General features: G+C 36.7%; 21 protein-coding genes. 3 read left to right on the top strand and 18 right to left on the bottom strand.

What is annotated here, in order from left to right:
- Positions 1-9: 9 nt before the first annotated feature.
- The 18 genes from P700755_RS20385 to alaS all read right to left on the bottom strand — a co-directional run bounded on the left by P700755_RS20385 (position 10) and on the right by alaS (position 15637).
- The gene (locus tag P700755_RS20385) at positions 10-204 is read right to left on the bottom strand and encodes a hypothetical protein (protein WP_051007924.1); all 195 of its coding nucleotides are present in this window, start codon (positions 202-204) and stop codon (positions 10-12) included.
- Positions 201-443 carry a CopG family transcriptional regulator gene (locus P700755_RS20390; protein WP_211206093.1) on the bottom strand — a complete coding sequence of 81 codons (243 nt, stop codon included), beginning with the start codon at positions 441-443 and terminating at the stop codon, positions 201-203. Before P700755_RS20390 ends, P700755_RS20385 begins: the two co-directional genes overlap by 4 nt.
- Before the next feature lie 37 nt (positions 444-480).
- Positions 481-1686 (bottom strand): 3-oxoadipyl-CoA thiolase, encoded by a 1206-nt coding sequence (locus P700755_RS03705; RefSeq protein ID WP_015023409.1) that lies wholly within the window; start codon positions 1684-1686, stop codon positions 481-483.
- 40 nt (positions 1687-1726) lie between these two features.
- Complete coding sequence (locus P700755_RS03710; protein WP_015023410.1) at positions 1727-2131, bottom strand: PaaI family thioesterase; 405 nt, start codon at positions 2129-2131, stop codon at positions 1727-1729.
- 24 nt (positions 2132-2155) lie between these two features.
- Positions 2156-3334, bottom strand: coding sequence for a 3-hydroxyacyl-CoA dehydrogenase NAD-binding domain-containing protein (locus P700755_RS03715; RefSeq protein ID WP_015023411.1), 1179 nt, complete (start codon positions 3332-3334; stop codon positions 2156-2158).
- 99 nt (positions 3335-3433) lie between these two features.
- Entirely contained in the window at positions 3434-3799 is a 366-nt protein-coding gene (locus tag P700755_RS03720) for a four helix bundle protein (RefSeq protein ID WP_015023412.1), read from the bottom strand.
- 279 nt (positions 3800-4078) lie between these two features.
- Entirely contained in the window at positions 4079-4861 is a 783-nt protein-coding gene (locus P700755_RS03725; protein ID WP_015023413.1) for an enoyl-CoA hydratase-related protein, read from the bottom strand.
- A 273-nt stretch (positions 4862-5134) separates the two neighbouring features.
- Positions 5135-5632, bottom strand: coding sequence for a 1,2-phenylacetyl-CoA epoxidase subunit PaaD (paaD, locus tag P700755_RS03730; RefSeq protein ID WP_015023414.1), 498 nt, complete (start codon positions 5630-5632; stop codon positions 5135-5137).
- A gap of 89 nt (positions 5633-5721) precedes the next feature.
- Entirely contained in the window at positions 5722-6477 is a 756-nt protein-coding gene (gene paaC / locus P700755_RS03735; RefSeq protein WP_015023415.1) for a 1,2-phenylacetyl-CoA epoxidase subunit PaaC, read from the bottom strand.
- A gap of 39 nt (positions 6478-6516) precedes the next feature.
- On the bottom strand, positions 6517-6801 hold the full coding sequence (gene paaB / locus P700755_RS03740; protein ID WP_015023416.1) for a 1,2-phenylacetyl-CoA epoxidase subunit PaaB: 285 nt from the start codon (positions 6799-6801) through the stop codon (positions 6517-6519).
- A 46-nt stretch (positions 6802-6847) separates the two neighbouring features.
- Positions 6848-7831 carry a 1,2-phenylacetyl-CoA epoxidase subunit PaaA gene (gene paaA, locus P700755_RS03745; RefSeq protein ID WP_015023417.1) on the bottom strand — a complete coding sequence of 328 codons (984 nt, stop codon included), beginning with the start codon at positions 7829-7831 and terminating at the stop codon, positions 6848-6850.
- 72 nt (positions 7832-7903) lie between these two features.
- A complete protein-coding gene (locus P700755_RS03750; protein WP_015023418.1) occupies positions 7904-8977 on the bottom strand; it encodes a 2Fe-2S iron-sulfur cluster-binding protein in 1074 nt (357 codons plus the stop codon).
- A gap of 88 nt (positions 8978-9065) precedes the next feature.
- Positions 9066-9626, bottom strand: a complete 561-nt coding sequence (locus P700755_RS03755) for a nitroreductase family protein (protein ID WP_015023419.1) — start codon at positions 9624-9626, stop codon at positions 9066-9068.
- 3 nt (positions 9627-9629) lie between these two features.
- Positions 9630-10781 carry a DegT/DnrJ/EryC1/StrS family aminotransferase gene (locus P700755_RS03760; protein WP_015023420.1) on the bottom strand — a complete coding sequence of 384 codons (1152 nt, stop codon included), beginning with the start codon at positions 10779-10781 and terminating at the stop codon, positions 9630-9632.
- 11 nt (positions 10782-10792) lie between these two features.
- The gene (locus tag P700755_RS03765; RefSeq protein WP_015023421.1) at positions 10793-11359 is read right to left on the bottom strand and encodes a sugar transferase; all 567 of its coding nucleotides are present in this window, start codon (positions 11357-11359) and stop codon (positions 10793-10795) included.
- Positions 11360-11476: 117 nt separating this feature from the next.
- Positions 11477-12046 carry a TetR/AcrR family transcriptional regulator gene (locus P700755_RS03770; RefSeq protein WP_015023422.1) on the bottom strand — a complete coding sequence of 190 codons (570 nt, stop codon included), beginning with the start codon at positions 12044-12046 and terminating at the stop codon, positions 11477-11479.
- A 5-nt stretch (positions 12047-12051) separates the two neighbouring features.
- Positions 12052-13005, bottom strand: a complete 954-nt coding sequence (locus P700755_RS03775) for a GSCFA domain-containing protein (RefSeq protein WP_015023423.1) — start codon at positions 13003-13005, stop codon at positions 12052-12054.
- A 13-nt stretch (positions 13006-13018) separates the two neighbouring features.
- Positions 13019-15637 (bottom strand): alanine--tRNA ligase, encoded by a 2619-nt coding sequence (gene alaS, locus P700755_RS03780; RefSeq protein ID WP_015023424.1) that lies wholly within the window; start codon positions 15635-15637, stop codon positions 13019-13021.
- A 109-nt stretch (positions 15638-15746) separates the two neighbouring features.
- On the opposite strand from alaS, the gene P700755_RS03785 reads away from it, so the two are divergent.
- The 3 genes from P700755_RS03785 to P700755_RS03795 are packed head-to-tail and all read left to right on the top strand — an operon-like array spanning position 15747 to position 17661.
- Positions 15747-16721 carry a M23 family metallopeptidase gene (locus P700755_RS03785; RefSeq protein WP_015023425.1) on the top strand — a complete coding sequence of 325 codons (975 nt, stop codon included), beginning with the start codon at positions 15747-15749 and terminating at the stop codon, positions 16719-16721.
- A complete protein-coding gene (locus tag P700755_RS03790; protein WP_015023426.1) occupies positions 16721-17050 on the top strand; it encodes a MerR family transcriptional regulator in 330 nt (109 codons plus the stop codon). The genes P700755_RS03785 and P700755_RS03790 overlap by 1 nt, the downstream gene beginning before the upstream one ends.
- Before the next feature lie 11 nt (positions 17051-17061).
- Positions 17062-17661: a LemA family protein gene (locus P700755_RS03795; protein WP_015023427.1), complete on the top strand. Its 600-nt coding sequence runs from the start codon at positions 17062-17064 to the stop codon at positions 17659-17661.
- The last annotated feature ends 2 nt before the right edge of the window (positions 17662-17663 follow it).

Genomic DNA, 17663 nt, shown 5'->3' on the forward strand with positions numbered 1-17663 from the left:
TTAAAGAGTTTAAAACTGATATTTGATGATTTTGTTGAGACTTTCAATAATTTTAGACAATTTATCACTATTAAAAGTACCTAGTTTGTTTTTAAACCGTTCTTTTGAAATAGAGTGAAAATGAACCGTCATTGTTTCAGACTTCTTAGATAATCCATTGATTTTATTTGGCGAAACAAATAGGTTGCCACGATAATTTTTCAATTTAAAATTTTAGGACAAATGATCCCTGTTTTCAAATTTCCTGAAATAATCACAGATGGTCTTCTGTTGCTTTGTTCACTTCCTGTTATCGTATCGAGATAAACAGCTCTGTCCAATTGTTCTAAGTAAATTTCTAATTCCATTTCAATACTCATATTTTTCAGCATCTTATAGTCCATCGAAGCTATAAGCTGCTCCTGAAGTAATTTATCAGGTAATGACGATGTGAATGTGCTCACAAAAATAATTTTATATTTAATATTCTAAAACAAAAACTTAGCTCACGTTTTCAATTACTGCCGCGTAACCTTGTCCTACACCAACACACATGGTCACTAGGGCATATTTTTTTCCAGTTAATTTTAATTCTAAAGCTGCTGAATAGACTAATCGGGCTCCTGTTACCCCAAGAGGGTGGCCAATGGCAATTGCCCCTCCATTAGGATTAATTCTAGCATCATCATCTTTTAAGCCCCAAGCTCTTATACAAGCTAGAGATTGCGCAGCAAAAGCTTCATTTAACTCAATAATGTCCATGTCTTCCATTTTTAGACCAGCTTTTGCCAAGGCTTTGTTAGAAGCTTCCACGGGTCCAATACCCATGATTCTTGGTTCAACACCAACGACGGCAGAACTCAAAATTTTAGCCATAGGTTGAAGACCGTATTTTTTTACAGCATTTTCTGAAGCTATAATTGTAGCAGCTGCTCCATCATTAAGGCCAGAAGAATTACCTGCCGTTACACTTCCACCTTTGCGGAATGCTGGTCCTAACTTACCCAAGATCTCCAATTGGGTTTGATGCTTTATAAATTCATCTTTATCAAATAAGATCGGATCTTTTTTCCGTTGTGGGATTTCTACGCCAATAATTTCTTTAGACAGTCTGCCATTTTCTTGAGCTTTGGTAGCCTTCATTTGAGAGCGATATGCAAAAATATCTTGGTCCTCTCGTGAAATTTTATGCATGTCCACAAGGTTTTCTGCGGTAACGCCCATACCATCTGTCCCATAAGACTCTTCCATTTTTGGATTGATAAATCTCCATCCAAAGCTTGTGTCGTACATTTTAGCATCATTTCCATAAGCCGAAGAGGGTTTTGTTATGGCATAGGGTCCTCGAGTCATATGCTCAACACCACCTGCTATAAAGAGGTCGCCATCTCCTGCTTTTATTGCTCTATTTGCATGTATAATAGCAGAAAGTCCACTACTACACAATCGGTTGACGGTTTCACCTGGAACGGTAAAAGGTAAACCAGCTAACAGCGAACACATGCGAGCTACATTTCGATTGTCTTCCCCAGCTTGATTAGCACATCCTAAAATCACATCATCATAAGCTTTTTTGGGAATATTAGGATTCCGCTTTACTACTTCTTTAATAACTAAAGCTCCTAAATCGTCTACCCTTAATGGAGACAGGGCTCCCTTATAATTTCCTATTGGCGTTCTTATGCCATCTATAATGTATGCGTCCATATTTTATTATTATCTAAAAGTAAATTCAATTATTAATGTTTTACTCCCATTCTTTAGAAGTTCTGTAAACAACTCCCTTAAATAAGGCTACTATTTGTTCTCCTTTTTTTAGTTCAACGATGTGAAATCCTAGCTTATTTTTGGTCACTTCAACTATGGATTCTGCTGTGATATAATCATTTTCATGTAAGGCTTCTATATGGTTAATCGAGGTTTCTATAGAGACCGCATAGTTTCCGTGGGTATTCGCAGCAAAACCGAAGGCTGTATCTGCTAAAGAATAGGTAATCCCACCATGGGCTTTTTGCATAGAATTCAGCATTTCCCTTCTTATTTTTAAGCCTACCTTACATTTTCCTAGGCTAATTTCCAAAATTTCAACGCCTAACCAAGAACTAAAGGCATCTTGGGAAAGCATTTTTTCAGGTATGGTAGTTGGTTTCATAAGTTGATTGGTATGTTTAAATTCCTAGATCTCAAACACTTTATTTTCTTTATTTAATTGACGAAGCAACGGGCTACATCTGTAGCGATCTTCTCTATACGTATCATACAGAAAATCCATCTGTTCTACGCACCAATCGATTCTTTTTTTATTGGCCCAGCTCAGTAAGCCTTTCGGATAATTAACACCCTTGGTCATCGCCAAATCAATGTCTTTAGCCGTGGCAATATTTAAAGATAAGGCATCAGCAGCTTCATTAATAAGCATAACAAGGATTCTATTAAAGATTTTTTCACCTTGAGCTTTATCCTTTACAGGGGGTATCTTCTTAGCATTTTCTGAGTAGTTATAAAATCCCTTTCCAGATTTCCTACCTAAATATCCTGCTTCAGCATACCGTTTTTGTGTTAAAGAGGGCTTGTAACGCGGATCGTAATAAAAGGCTGTAAAAACAGTTTCTGTTACGGTGTAGTTCACATCATTACCAATAAAATCCATCAGTTGAAAAGGCCCCATCCTAAACCCTCCAAGCTCTTTCATAGCCCAGTCTATAGTTGCAAAACCGGCTTCCCCTTCTGGTAGTCCTGCGAAACCTTCTTCATAGATCCGCAGCGCTTCTCCATAAAAAGGCCTAGCCACTCGATTCACAATAAATCCAGGAGTGTCTTTTGCTTTAACCGCTATTTTCTTCCAACTCTCGATAATAGAAAACACATCTTCAAATACCTTACTCGAGGTTTGCACAGCTGGCACCACTTCTACCAAGGGCATTAATGGAGCAGGATTAAAAAAGTGAATCCCAATGCATCGTTCTGGTTTTTCTAAGGCAGAAGCTATAGACGCTATGGAAAGCGAGGAGGTGTTACTAGCTATTATCGCTTCGTCAGATTGATAGCTCTCCAGTTCTTTAAAGACCTTTTGTTTAATGTCTAGATTCTCGACGATCGCTTCGATGGTTAAATCGGCATCCGATAAATCTTTTAGGCTTTCCACATAAGTGATGTTGGACTGTATCCTCGTTTTTTCTATGTCATCTATACGTCCTTTTTCAATCAAACGATTGAGTATTTTCTCTAAAGACTGCTTCGCCTTTTCTAAAGCTTCCTTTTTTGTATCGTAAATTTTTACGCGACACTCAGCTGTTGCAGCGACTTGAGCAATACCACTTCCCATGGTTCCACTTCCTATAATAGCTATGTTCATAAACTGAAATATTGAATATCGAATAATTAATTCTCAATTATAAAGTTTTAATTATTCAATGAGTGTTTTAATTAGTTTGTAATTTTTAGATATCGAATTCTATTTATTTTTTTGTTCTGATGTTCTAATACTAGTAACAAATATGGCTATCAATTGATTGTTTTCTTCTAATAATTCGTCCAACTTTTTAAAGTTTTCAATCAATTCTGCTCCCTTTTGGATTTTTAAATTTACTAATGACTCCCTTAATTCTTTTAAACACAAACGCATTTTATGTAAAAAATCTCGTGGAGATTCTGCACTCTGCGCTTCTCCATAGTTTAAAGCGGCCGATGTGGTTGATCTAATTAATTGTTTAGCCAAGTGTTGAGAAGCAAAAGATCCATTCAAATTGCCAGAAACAAGAATCACGTTTACCGAGAAATTAATTAAACGATTTTCAATATCATATTTGTATTTACTCATATTTAAAATTATTCAAGAGTCAATTTTTCACTTCGACATTCAGTAATCAATGTTCTAAGTTCTGTATTAGGTATTCCTTATTCAGCATTCGTTATTCAGCATTCTCTATTTTGCATTCTCTATTCAAAATTCGTTATTCGTTATTCAGCATTCTCTATTCAATATTCGGCATTCATTATTCTCTATTCAGCATTCCCTATTCAGCATTCATTATTTTCTATTCAGCATTCGTTATTCAGCATTCGTTATTCAGCATTCCTTATTCAGCATTCAATATTCTTACTTCCCTTTAAATTCAGGCTTGCGTTTCTCCATAAAGGCGGCAACTCCCTCTTCATAATCCTCTGTAGACGCGGCTGCGATTTGATACTCCGATTCTAGTGCTAATTGTTCTTCTAAGGTGTTATTGAAAGATTTATTAAGTGCTTTTTTGGTGTATGCCAAGGCTTTTGTGGGCATCTTTGATACTTTTTTAGCTAAACTTTCCACTTCCTCATGAAAGGTTTCTGTAGAAAAATATTTATAAATCATCCCCATGCGCTCAGCTTCCACAGCATCTACTTTATCCCCAAGCATTGCAAGAGCGGATGCCCTTTGAAACCCGATTAACCGGGGTAGAAAAAATGTTCCTGCTGAATCTGGAATTAAACCAATTTTAGAAAAAGCTTGTATAAAGCTTGCTTCTTCCGAGGCTACTACTATATCGCAGGCTAAAGCAATATTAGCTCCTGCACCAGCGGCGACTCCATTAACAGCAGCGATCACTGGCTTTTCTATATTTCTGATTCTGGTGATAATCGGATTGTAATGGTCGTCCAAGATCTTTTTAAACCCAGGATTTTGTTCGGGGTCTGTGATTTCTTGTAAATCTTGACCTGCACAAAAAGCTTTGCCTTCTCCAGCAAGCACTATAGCTCGAACCTCATCATTGCTGCTGCAATCGTCTAAAGTTTTCTGTAGGTTGAAAGCCATTTCTCTGTTGAAGCTATTGTATTTCTTAGGCCTATTGAACTTAATATAGGCGACTTGATCTTGTATATTTAGTAAAATACTGGAATCCATTATTTTAGAATTTTTTATGAATTTATAGATCGAAAAGTTACGAAATTGAGACGTAACTAATTTGAATTTTTAGCTGAGCTTTAGAACTAGAAAACTGAAAGTCACTTAAAAAATTGTAGTTAAATAACTTTGTAAAAAGCCGTTTCAGAGAAGCCTCGGTTAGGGATTGAGGCCTTTGTTGGAGCTCTTCTCGTTTTTGATGAGAAAGCGACGGGCGAAAGCGCGACCCCTCCCGATAGCGATAGTTATGAGAGGGGAAACCGCCAAATTATTTTAAGTTAGACATTTGAAATAATCGAAAGTCTCTTCGCAATCCTCACATTTAAACATGGCCTTGCAAGCTGTAGAACCAAATTGACTCACCAGTCTTGTATTCTTAGACTCACACTGTGGACAAGAAATGACCCGTTTATTTCCTAACAAAGCCTCCTTATCTGAAGTGGCGTCCATTGGAGGGGCTATCCCATAATCTCTTAGAGCTTGCTTTCCTTCATCGGTCATCCAATCGGTAGTCCAAGCTGGAGATAAAATGAGTTTAACTTTTGGAATGTAACCGTGTTTCTTGAGTTCTGTTTTGATATCATCTCCTATTACATCCATAGCAGGACAACCACTGTAGGTGGGAGTAATTTCAACAAAAACGTTTTCCCCCTTTAAATATGCTGACCTTACAACACCTAAGTCGATAATGGAAAGCACGGGGATTTCTGGATCCGGAACTGATTTGAGGATCGAAAAGAGTTCTGCTTCTATGTATACATCTTCAGTCAAAAGCTATAGTGAATTTAGAAGTTTATAAATAAAATTGCTGGAACAATACTTTTAATTTTAAGTATCCAACTCAATTTAAGACCTAAGACTTACCATTTCATATCTGGGTAAGTGCGTTGCATAAACTGCATGTCGGATAAAATATATCCCATATGTTCTGAATGTATTCCTTTTTTCCCTCCTTTTTGGAAATATTCTACCTCGGGGATTTGAAGTTTACATTCTTTAAGTAAACTATTTACCACTGTGTAATACTCAGATTTCAACGTTGAATTATCAACTCCAAAACCAGCATCAGCAACAACTTGGTCATCTTTTGTCATATGAAACAATTCATCGGTAAACACCCATAAATCATTAACGGCCTGTTGTGTTTTCTGTTTACTTTCTTTAGTTCCATCTCCAAGCCTTTTTAACCAATCTCCAGAAAATCGCTTGTGATAGGACACTTCTTTTAAACTCTTTTTAGCGATAGCTTGAAAGTTGACATTCTTGGATTTCTCTAGTTCTTTTAAAAGTAAATAATGAAACACGTCAAAGAAATACTGTCGGACAATGACATAAGCGAAATCTGTATTTGGCTGTTCTACCAAAAGGACATTTTTATATTCTCTTTCTTTTCTTAAAAAAGCCACATCATCTTCAGTGATATCTTTTAGGGACAATTCGGCTACATATTGATAATAGCTTCGAGTTTGCCCTAATAAATCCAAGGCTATATTTGTTAATGCAATATCGGTTTCCAAAGTAGGCCCGTGACCGCACAATTCTGAAATACGCTGACCTAAAATCATCGAGTTATCAGCGATACCATGGATATAATGTATTAAATTTTCATTTGTCATTTGATAGTGTCTTATAAAGTTGAAGGAAAAAACACCTTTCTACATGTGTTCAATATCGTCCGGTAAGTCATAAAATGTAGGATGACGATATGCTTTATCTGTTGCTGGTTCAAACATTTCTGCATTATCATCGGGATTGGAGGCTTTTATATTTTTGGACTCTACCACCCAAATACTTACGCCTTCATTTCTTCTCGTATAAACATCTCTCGCATTTTTGAGAGCCATCTCTGCATCTGGGGCATGTAAGCTTCCGAAATGGCGATGTTCTAAGCCATTTTTACTCCTTACAAATACTTCCCAAAGCTGCCAGTTCTTTTTCATACTCATTTTATAAATAATCGATTTTTAATCATTGTACTATTCTGAATTACACAGCCTGTTTTGCCTCTTGGCTTTCGGCTTGTTTTTCAGCATAAGCTACAGCGGCATCTCTTACCCATTCTCCGTTATCCCAAGCATTTTTTCTAGCAGAGATTCTCTCCTTATTACACATCCCGTGACCTTTTACCACTTGCCAAAACTCTTCCCAGTCTATCTCTCCGAAATCGTAATGACCCGTTTCGTTATTGTATTTTAACTCTGAATCTGGGATGTTTAAGCCAATAATATCTGCTTGAGGAACCGTTTGGTCAATAAACTGTTGACGCAACTCATCATTCGACTTACGTTTGAGCTTCCATATCATGGATTGCTCCGTGTGTGTAGATTGCTCATCGGTTGGACCAAGCATCATTAAAGCTGGCCACCACCATCTATTCAAGGCATCTTGCGCCATGTCTTTTTGTTCTTGAGTTCCGTTACAAAGGGTCATCATGATCTCATAACCTTGTCTTTGGTGAAAACTCTCTTCTTTACAAACTCTCACCATTGCTCTGGCATAAGGTCCAAAAGAGGTACTACAAAGCGGCACCTGATTAATAATTGCTGCGCCATCCACTAACCAGCCAATCGCACCCATATCTGCCCAAGTTAAAGTAGGGTAGTTAAATATGCTTGAATATTTTGCTTTACCAGAATGCAACTGCTCATAGAGTTCTTCTCTAGAAATTCCAAGGGTTTCACAAGCGGAATAAAGGTACAAACCATGACCTGCCTCATCTTGAACTTTAGCTAAAAGCGCTACTTTTCTCCTTAGAGACGGTGCACGTGAAATCCAATTTGCTTCTGGAAGCATTCCAACTATCTCAGAGTGGGCATGTTGGGAAATTTGACGGATATGTGTTTTTCTATATTTTTCTGGCATCCAGTCTTTTGGTTCAATCTTTCCATCACGAGCAATCTTAGCATCAAACATCTCTTCCAAACTTCGGATTTGGTCAGCATTAGCAATCTTCTTTTCTGTATGACTCATAGCGTTTAGTTTTTAAAATTCAATTTTACTTTATCCTTTTTTATAATATGCCGCTGTTCGGCTATCTAAGTTTTAGACATCAAAATCAACAGTAACCTTATCTGATGTTGGAACCGCTTGACAACTCAAAATATAATTTTGAGCTACTTCGTTTTTATCCAAGGCATAATTGACTTTCATCTCTGCTTGACCTTCCATCACTCTGCATTTACAGGTACTACACACACCACCCTTACAAGCGAAGGGCAAATCTGCTCCAGCTGCTAAAGCAGCATCTAAAATATTATCAAAGTCCTTGGTCATTGCAAAGTGAAACTCTTTCCCACCGTCTAAGATAGTAATTTGAGTGCCATCTATCCTTTTGGCCATTGCTGCTTCTGTACGCTTCTTATCTTCTTCAGAAAGGCCTGTTACAAAAAGTTCATAATGAATATGATCTTTACTTAACCCCAAGGTAGCCAATTCATCTCGGATCATAAAAATCATCTTCTCAGGTCCACAGATAAAAGTCTCATCGACTTGCTCAATATCAAAAACAGTATTGGCTAAAGTTTGGATTTTCTCTGGTGTAAATCTTCCGTTGAGAAGTTCTATATCCCTTTGTTCTCTCGTTAAAAAATAGAAAATTTCAACTCTTCCAAAATATCGATTTCGCAATTGTTCTATTTCTTCTTTAAATATAATAGATTTTGCATTCTTATTTAAATAAAACAGCTTGCAATTCGCTTTTGGCTCTTTGGCGAGGTGAGTTTTAAGCATTGACAAAACAGGCGTAATGCCACTACCAGCTGCAAAAAATAAAAAGGTTTTTTCTTTATGATCGTCCACCCCAACTCCAAATTCTCCACTCGGCGGCATGACTTCCAAAATATCATTAGCTTTCAACTCCTGGTTGACAAATGTTGAAAATTTACCTTCAAAAATTTGCTTAACGGCAACTTTCCATTCGTCATCCACAGGACTAGAACACAAGGAGTAAGACCGCCTGACGTCTTCTCCGTTGATATCTTTTTTTAAAGTTAGATGCTGACCCTGCTGGTATCTAAACTCATTCTTTAACTCTGCGGGAATATCGAAGGTCACTACTGAACACTCTTCAGTCTCCTTATAAACTTCTTTTACCTTAATCGGAAAAAAACTAGCCATTAATTATCAATTTATAAACAAAACTAACGATTGTTAGTTTATAAACAAAAAAATTGGTGTTAAAATTTAGAGTCTGTAAAGCATAAAACTATTTCAGGTACTCTACTTTGGCATCGATAGGAGATTTTCTCTTTCCTTCTAGAAGTTCACCATCTAATTTTCCCATATAAAAAAAACCTAAACAGCTTTCACCTTCATTAAAGTTAAAGAATTCATCCAGATGGTAAATAAGAGAAGGAGAGCTCCAATACGCACCAATTTTTAATGCTGTACAAGCAAGCCACATATTTTGAACAGCCATCGCCACTGCAGAAATTTCTTCCCATTCTGGAGGTACTCCTTTTGGGCTTTTTTGAATACAGATAGCTATAACCGTATGGGAATTCTCAAACTTAGAACTGATTTTCTTATTTTTAAAAGAAGAAGGCTTATCCTCTAATTCCGCATTCTTTTCTATAAGATAATCAGCAAGTTTCAACCTGCTTTCTCCCTGCATAACCTTAAACCTCCAAGGTTCGGTATTTCTATGGGTTGGAGCCCAATTGGCAGATTCTAAAATTTTCTGCAACTCTTCTTCTGTAATAGGTTGCTTATTATATTGATTTGGTGAGACTGTTCGTCTTTGCTGAATAAGTTCAAAAATATCCATAGTCTATTTATTTTGAAAAAATTCTAGAATCGCTTTTTTGATTCTTGTTCGGTCTTCATCAGTAAGATTAGATCCTGATGGTAAGCATAAACCTTCCTCGAATAACTGCTCCGCCACTTGACCACCATAAAACGGCATTTTTTCGAAAACAGGTTGTAAGTGCATCGGTTTCCAAAGTGGACGGCTTTCTATATTATATTGCTCCAAGTGTAAACGAAGATCTTCTCGGCTCACCCCTTTTGTAGGTTCTGGACGAACTGTAATTGCTGATAACCAATGGTTGCTGAAAAAATCATCACTAGGCTCTGTAAAGACCTCCACTCCCTCAATAGTTTCAAATATCGACTTATAAAAGTGAAACATCCCCCTTCTAAGTCCAACATGCTCATCCAAAACTTTCATCTGTCCACGACCAATTCCAGCTGAGATGTTACTCATTCGGTAATTGAATCCAACTTCAGTATGTTGATAATGTGGTGCAGCATCTCTAGCTTGAGTCGAATAATAAACGGTTTTATCTTTTGACTCTTTATCCGCACAGACCAAAGCACCTCCACCAGAAGTCGTAATGATTTTATTCCCATTGAAGGAAAGTGCTGCAAACTCTCCAAACGTCCCACAATTCTTGGATTTATAGGTGGACCCTAACGATTCCGCTGCATCCTCAATAATAGGAATGCTATATTTCTGTGCAACAGCTCCTACCTCATCAACTTTATAAGGCATCCCATATAGATGAACTGGGATAATAGCTTTAGGCTTTTTACCTTTAGAAATTCTATCTACAATAGCCTCTTCTAAAGCTTTGGGGCAAATATTCCAAGTTGAAACTTCGCTGTCTACAAAAATAGGCGTTGCCCCTAGATACATAATAGGATTTGCAGATCCGCAAAAAGTAAAACTTTGGCAAATCACCTCATCTCCATGACTTACTCCTAACTGGACTAGGGCCAAATGAATAGCTGCAGTACCACTGCTTAATACTCCTATTTGTTTATCATTTCCAAGATACTGCTGTAAGTCTTCTTCAAATCCATTGACATTTGGACCTAAAGGTGCAATCCAATTTTCTTCAAAAGCTTTTGCAACAAACTCTTGTTCTTGGCCTCCCATATGAGGAGAGGATAACCATATTTTTGATAATTCTGAAGACATTGAATTTAGATTTAGTTAAGGAACGGTAAAAGTATAGTTTTTAGAAGAATGTTTAGGTCATATACAAATGAAACTTCTTTGTAGTAGCGAAGATTTAACTCTACTTTTTGAGGGAACAAGACTTCGTCATTATAGGCCAGCGGGTTGCTTTGCTGAGCAAGGATTACTTCTTCATTTGCAAATTGTAAAGATGCTAAACCAGTAATTCCTGGTTTCAATTGAAGAATCAAACGGCTTTCCCCTGTCAATTTATCATAATACCCAGGAATATCTGGCCGAGGTCCGACAAGACTCATATCTCCTTTTATAACATTAAAAAGTTGTGGAAGTTCATCAATTTTTGTTTTCCGTATACCCCTCAAAAAGGCATTGGTAGAAGTATTGGTTTTGATCGTTTTAAATTTATACACTGTAAAGTAATCACCACCCTGACCTACTCGAGTTTGATAAAAAATAGGATTGGAAAGATGGATAAGAAAAAGGACTACATAGATTAAGATCAAAAATGGAAATAGAATTATCACTCCAAAAAGACTTAAGAACACATCCAAAAAAAACTTTCCAAACTTTAAATACATAGGCTAAAATAAATAAAACAAAGAATACTCAATAAAAACACTTGACTAAATACATAAATAAATCTAAAGATATTGAGAGTAAAAAAAATACCTAAGAGATGCTCTTGTGGAATTTCGTTACGACTTGACAAGTATCCCTTTTAAAAGAATATCGGTGATGTCTTTTTTTAAGTCGTTTTCACTTAGATCACTCCGCTTGCGATACCACAGATGCAAGGTTCTTAAAGTCGACAGGAGTGAAAATAAAATAATATCTATATTTTGAAACGCAATCTCCTTATGCTCAATTCCTTGAGTTATAATACTTCTCAAATCATTTTCATAGGTGTCTCGCATCATTTTAAAATCTTCAAGGTGCTTACCTTCCAGATGCATCCAGTCATTATTGAGAATAGCGATAGCTTCTGGATTATTTATCGTTAAGTCCACATGATGTTTAATGACGCCTTCCAACTGTGTTTTGGCATCCACATTGAGACTTTTTATAATATTCATTTCATGGGTGAAATAACGGGCAACATCCAATACAATTTCAGCTAAAATCTCTTCTTTAGAAGAAATATGATTATATAGGCTAGCCGCTTTAAAATCTATTACTTTGGCTAAATCTCGCATACTTACAGATTTGTAGCCTCGTTCTCTAAATAGGGTTTTTGCAGTATCTATTATTTCTTGCTTTCGAGTCATAGGGTCTAGAATCTCATAAAAGAATACTTTTTAGTAAGCTCTTCTTTAAATTTATATTGGTAGGCTTTTAATTTTGAGTCAGTTTTTCCAGAGGAATCCATAGGCCGATGAGCCAAAGATTTTTGAAGCTTTTCCACTTTAGCCATGTCCTCATAAATCCCTTCAGAAATAAAACTATGCATAAATTTTTCCCAGATCATATCAATGGCTACCTCACTGGGATGAATCAAATCTCTTTTATAAAATCGATAATCCCGAAACTCGTCTATCATCAATTCATAAGACGGGAAATACTGAAGTTTTGAAGATGACATCTCCTCTAAAACACGGTACAAAGCAGATATTAAATGAGATTTACTTCTTGAATTTTCAAGCATTCCATCCTTAATATGTCTTACAGGAGATACCGTAAAAATAATATTAACCTTTGGATTTATCTCCCGAATACAGTTGACAAGTCTAGACAAAATTTGATGTAACTCTTCTACCGAAATCAATTGCTTTTCGAACTTAGCTTGAGGAACTTTATGGCAATTGGCGACCCGCTGACCAGAAGCTATATGTGTATAAACGAATGATGTCCCCAAAGTGATAAGGACATGACTGGACTCTACACAGGCTGTTTTAAGTTCTCTTCCTGCTGAATTTAATTCTGCTAAAATTTCAGCCGAAGACGTCCTGCTTAATCTGGAATGAGCATAAAAAGAATGCCATTTTTGATCCTGTTGAAATACATCATCTATTGAAAAGGAGTCGTTAGATAATGCTTTCTCCAAGACGTTCAATAAGACCTGCGGATGAAACAAGATTCCAAATGGATTTTGAGTGGTTTTGAATTTATAATAAGTCAATTTATCACCGATATGTTCCGCAAAACAAGAGCCTAAACTCAACAGTTTTGAGTTGTAATCGATAGGCGATGACGACAACTGTAAAGGAATTTCGGTGGTTAATTTCATTTTATTTTTTTGATTACTTGCCTTCTACAATAGTTTTTGCCTCGGCTAAAGCTTGAGGTATACCTTCCGGATTTCTACCCCCAGCAGTCGCGAAAAAAGCTTGTCCGCCCCCACCGCCTTGGATGTGCTTACCTAGAGATTTTATAATTTTTCCAGCATTCCAGGACTTGGACTCCACTAGAGCCTTAGAAATATAGCAAGCCAGTAATGCCTTACCATTCTGCTTCGAAGCTAGAACGACAAATAAATCAGTGTGTTCTCCACCAAGCTGAAAAGCCAAATCCTTCATGGCATTTGCATCCAAATTGACCTGATGAGCTAAAAATTGAATGCCATTTATGTCTTTCAGTTGAGATTGAACTTCAGTTTTAACTTGCTTTAGTTTCAAGACATTCAACTGTTCAATCTCTTTTTTCAAGGTAGTATTTTCTTCCTGAAGAGATTCTACTGACTTCAAAACGTCTTGTGGCTTATTCAGAATAGATTTTACTTGACTTAAAACGTCTGACTCTTTGGTCAAAAATTCTTTCGCAGCATCTGAGGTAATAGCCTCTATTCGTCGTATACCTGAGGCTACAGAGGCTTCATTGTTGATGATAAAATGCCACAATTTGGAAGTATTCTCTACATGAGTTCCTCCGCAGAGTTCTTTGGAATTCCCGAATTTCACAAACCTAACGGTGTCACCGTATTTTTCACCAAATAAGGCAATAGCTCCTTTATCGATGGCTACATCGTAAGGAATAGTGCGTTCTTCTTCAAAGGTTAGATTTTCTTTGATCCTCGCATTCACGAAGTCTTCTATAGCCTGCAACTCTTCTTGAGTAAGTTTTGAATAATGGGAGAAATCAAATCTTAAATAGCCTGAATGTACCATGGAGCCTTTCTGCTCAACATGAGTTCCGAGAATACTCCGCAAGGCTTGGTGTAGCAAGTGAGTTGCTGTATGGTTAGAAGCCGTTCTTTGGCGCTGACTCAGATCGACCACCGCCTTAAAGTCCTTTTGAAGATCTTTTGGCAAAGACTTGGTGATATGTATAATTTGATTGTTTTCCTTTTTGGTATCAATCACAAAAACAGTGTCGCCATTAGGTGTTTCCAAATATCCTTTGTCCCCTACTTGCCCCCCTCCTTCTGGATAAAATGGAGTTAGGTTAAACACCAACTGGTAGAGTTCCCCCTCTTTTTTGGAGGTTACTTTTCTATATTTAGTGATGCTTACATCAGCTTCCGTGTCATCGTATCCAATAAATTCTCCTTGATCATCTGTCTTTAAAACCACCCAATCACTTGAGCTTGTTTGTGCTGCAGCTTTAGATCTCTGCTTTTGTTTTTGAAGCTGCACTTCGAAGCCTTTTTGATCTAATGCGTAGCCTTTTTCACTTAAAATAAGAGTCGTCAAATCAATTGGAAATCCAAATGTGTCATAAAGTTCAAAGGCTTTTTGTCCACTTATTATTTTGGAAGAAGACTCATTAACAATACTATCTAATAATCCTAAGCCTTGTTCTAAGGTTTTTAAAAATGACTTTTCTTCCTCATGAATCACATTTTCACAAAGGTTTTTTTGAGAAATCAGCTCTGGGAAAGCGTCTCCCATTTGCTTAGACAATACCTCTACAAGTTTGTAGATAAATGGAGTTTGGATATTTAAAAAGGTAAAGCCATAACGAATAGCTCTTCTTAAAATCCGACGAATCACATAACCAGCCCCAGTGTTGCTAGGAAGCTGACCATCGGCAATGGCAAAAGTGACCGCTCGAATGTGATCAGAAATTACTCGTATTGCGATGTCTGTATCTTCAGTTTTCCCATAGGTAGTTCCTGTAATGGTTTCTATTTCTCGAATGAGCGGCGTAAAAACGTCGGTATCATAGTTGGAAGTTTTCCCTTGCACCACCATACATAAACGCTCAAAGCCCATTCCTGTATCAATATGTTTAGCAGGAAGAGACTCCAGACTCCCGTCAGCTTTACGATTATACTGTATAAATACCAAGTTCCAAATTTCCACAACTTGCGGATGATCTCTATTTACTAGGTCTTTCCCAGGAATTTTTGCCTTTTCCTCTTTAGATCTTAAGTCAACATGAATTTCTGAGGCAGGTCCACAAGGCCCTTGATCCCCCATTTCCCAAAAATTATCCTTTTTATCTCCTAGTAAAATTTTATCCTCTTTTACTAAAGTCTTCCATAGGTCATAAGCTTCAGAATCCTTCTGGAGACCATCAACTTTATCCCCCTCGAAGATAGTTACGTATAAGTTATCTTTAGAAATCTCTAAGACGTCTGTTAAAAATTCCCAAGCCCAATCGATAGCTTCTTTTTTGAAGTAATCCCCAAAACTCCAGTTACCAAGCATTTCGAACATAGTATGGTGGTAAGTGTCTTTTCCCACTTCTTCAAGATCGTTATGCTTACCACTGACTCTCAAACATTTTTGAGAATCAGTAACCCTAGTTTCTTTAGGTATAGAGTTTCCTAGAAAATAAGGTTTAAATTGGTTCATTCCTGCATTTATAAACATAAGCGTGGGATCATCTTTAAGAACAATAGGGGCAGAATTCACTATGGTGTGAGATTTGCTTTTGAAAAATTCTAAAAACTGGCGACGAAGAAGGGTTGATTTCATAAAGTCTCTGATGAATAAATTTTAAGATGTTTTAATTTTAAGCTATATTTGTAAGTTATAGACTAGTGTTTTGCAACCTATTTATGCAAAAATACTATAAAATAAAAGAATGAGTCAAGTAAAATATTACTACGACAGCGACACGCTTTCCTACAGGAAAATTGAACCTAAAAAGGGTAAAAAATTTGCGTTAGTTATTTTATTTTTATTGGGAATTATTGCAACAAGTTTTATACTAGCTTTAGTCTATATTAATATCCCAAGTGTAGAAACCCCAAAAGAAAAAGCTTACAAAAGAGAAGTTGAAAATATGAAATTTCAATATGAGCTTTTAAATAAACGCATGGAGGATGTTGTGAGTGTTTTGAAAAATGTAGAAGAGCGCGATAATAATATTTACAGAGTCTATTTTGAAGCTAATCCCATTAGTATAGAACAGAGAAAGTCTGGTTTTGGTGGAATTAACCGGTATAAAGATTTAGAAGGTTATGAGAACTCTGAAATCATTGTTGAAGCTACAGAAAGCCTTGATAAGCTTTCAAAAAGGGTGGTGATACAGTCAAAATCTCTAGATGAAATCGCAGCTTTAGCGAAGAACAAAGAAGCCCTTTTAGCCTCTATACCGGCCATACAACCGGTAAAAAATGATGATTTAAAGAGAATGGCTTCAGGATATGGCATCCGTATGCATCCTATTTTAAAATACAGAAAAATGCATAATGGTATGGACTTTTCTGCACCTTCTAATACTGAAATATTTGCTACAGGTAATGCTACCGTAAAGAAAGCTAAGCGGACCAGCGGTTTCGGAAATCTCATCGTATTGGATCATGGGTTTGGTTATGAAACTTATTATGCTCATTTAAGTAAATTTAACGTTAAACCCGGACAGAAAGTGAAGCGTGGAGAAATTATAGGCCATGTCGGAAACACAGGACTTTCTACAGCACCACACTTACATTATGAAGTTCATAAAAACGGCAAAGTAGTCAACCCTATCAATTTTTACCATGGCGATTTAACAGCTGAAGAATACGACATCATGTTGAATCAATCAACTTTAGAAAATCAATCTTTAGACTGATGAAACACAACTTAGCAGACAAACTCTATTATACAATTGGAGAAGTTGCTAAAGCATTTGATGTGAACTCTTCACTAATTCGATTTTGGGAAAAGGAATTTGATGAAATTCAGCCCAAAAAAAATGCTAAAGGCAACCGTAAATTCACCCGCCAAGATGTAAAAACTATAGATCTTATTTATCATTTGGTCAAAGAACGTGGGTTTACACTAGAAGGTGCTAAAACTCACTTACGAGAAGATAAAAAGGAAACACTTTCAAAATTTGAATTGATTAGCAAATTGAAAGCCATTAGATATGAACTTATGTCTATTAAAAATCAACTTTAAAATCAAAAACTATGAAGAAGTGGTTAATCCCCCTTATTGTTATTCTTGTTGTAGGATTCGGTTTTTACAGCTGGACCAAAGGATTTAATAATACAGCTGTAACGTTCCAAGAAGATGCAAAAACATCCTGGAGTAATGTAGAAAGTGCTTATCAACGACGTAATGACCTCATCGGTAATCTGGTAAAAACCGTGCAAGGTGCTGCCGATTTCGAAAGAAACACGTTAACAGAGGTGATAGAAGCTAGAGCCAAGGCTACTTCAGTAAACATAGACGCTGGAAACTTAAGCCCAGAAAGCATGAAACAATACGGACAAGCACAAGGAGGTTTAAATTCCGCCTTATCTAGGCTTTTGGTAAGCGTTGAACGCTATCCAGATTTGAAATCCAACCAAAATTTTATGAATTTGCAAACCCAGTTGGAAGGCACTGAAAACAGAATTAATGTCGAGAGAAATCGCTTCAATGGTTCTGTAGGCACCTACAATAAACACATTAAGGTATTCCCAAATTCAATCTTTGCTGGATGGTTTAATTTTGAAGACATGTCTAGATATTCAGCCGATGAAGGCTCCGAAAATGCCAAAGAAGTTGAATTTGATTTTGAATAAAT

The organism is Psychroflexus torquis ATCC 700755 (assembly GCF_000153485.2).
GTDB classification, from domain to species: domain Bacteria; phylum Bacteroidota; class Bacteroidia; order Flavobacteriales; family Flavobacteriaceae; genus Psychroflexus; species Psychroflexus torquis.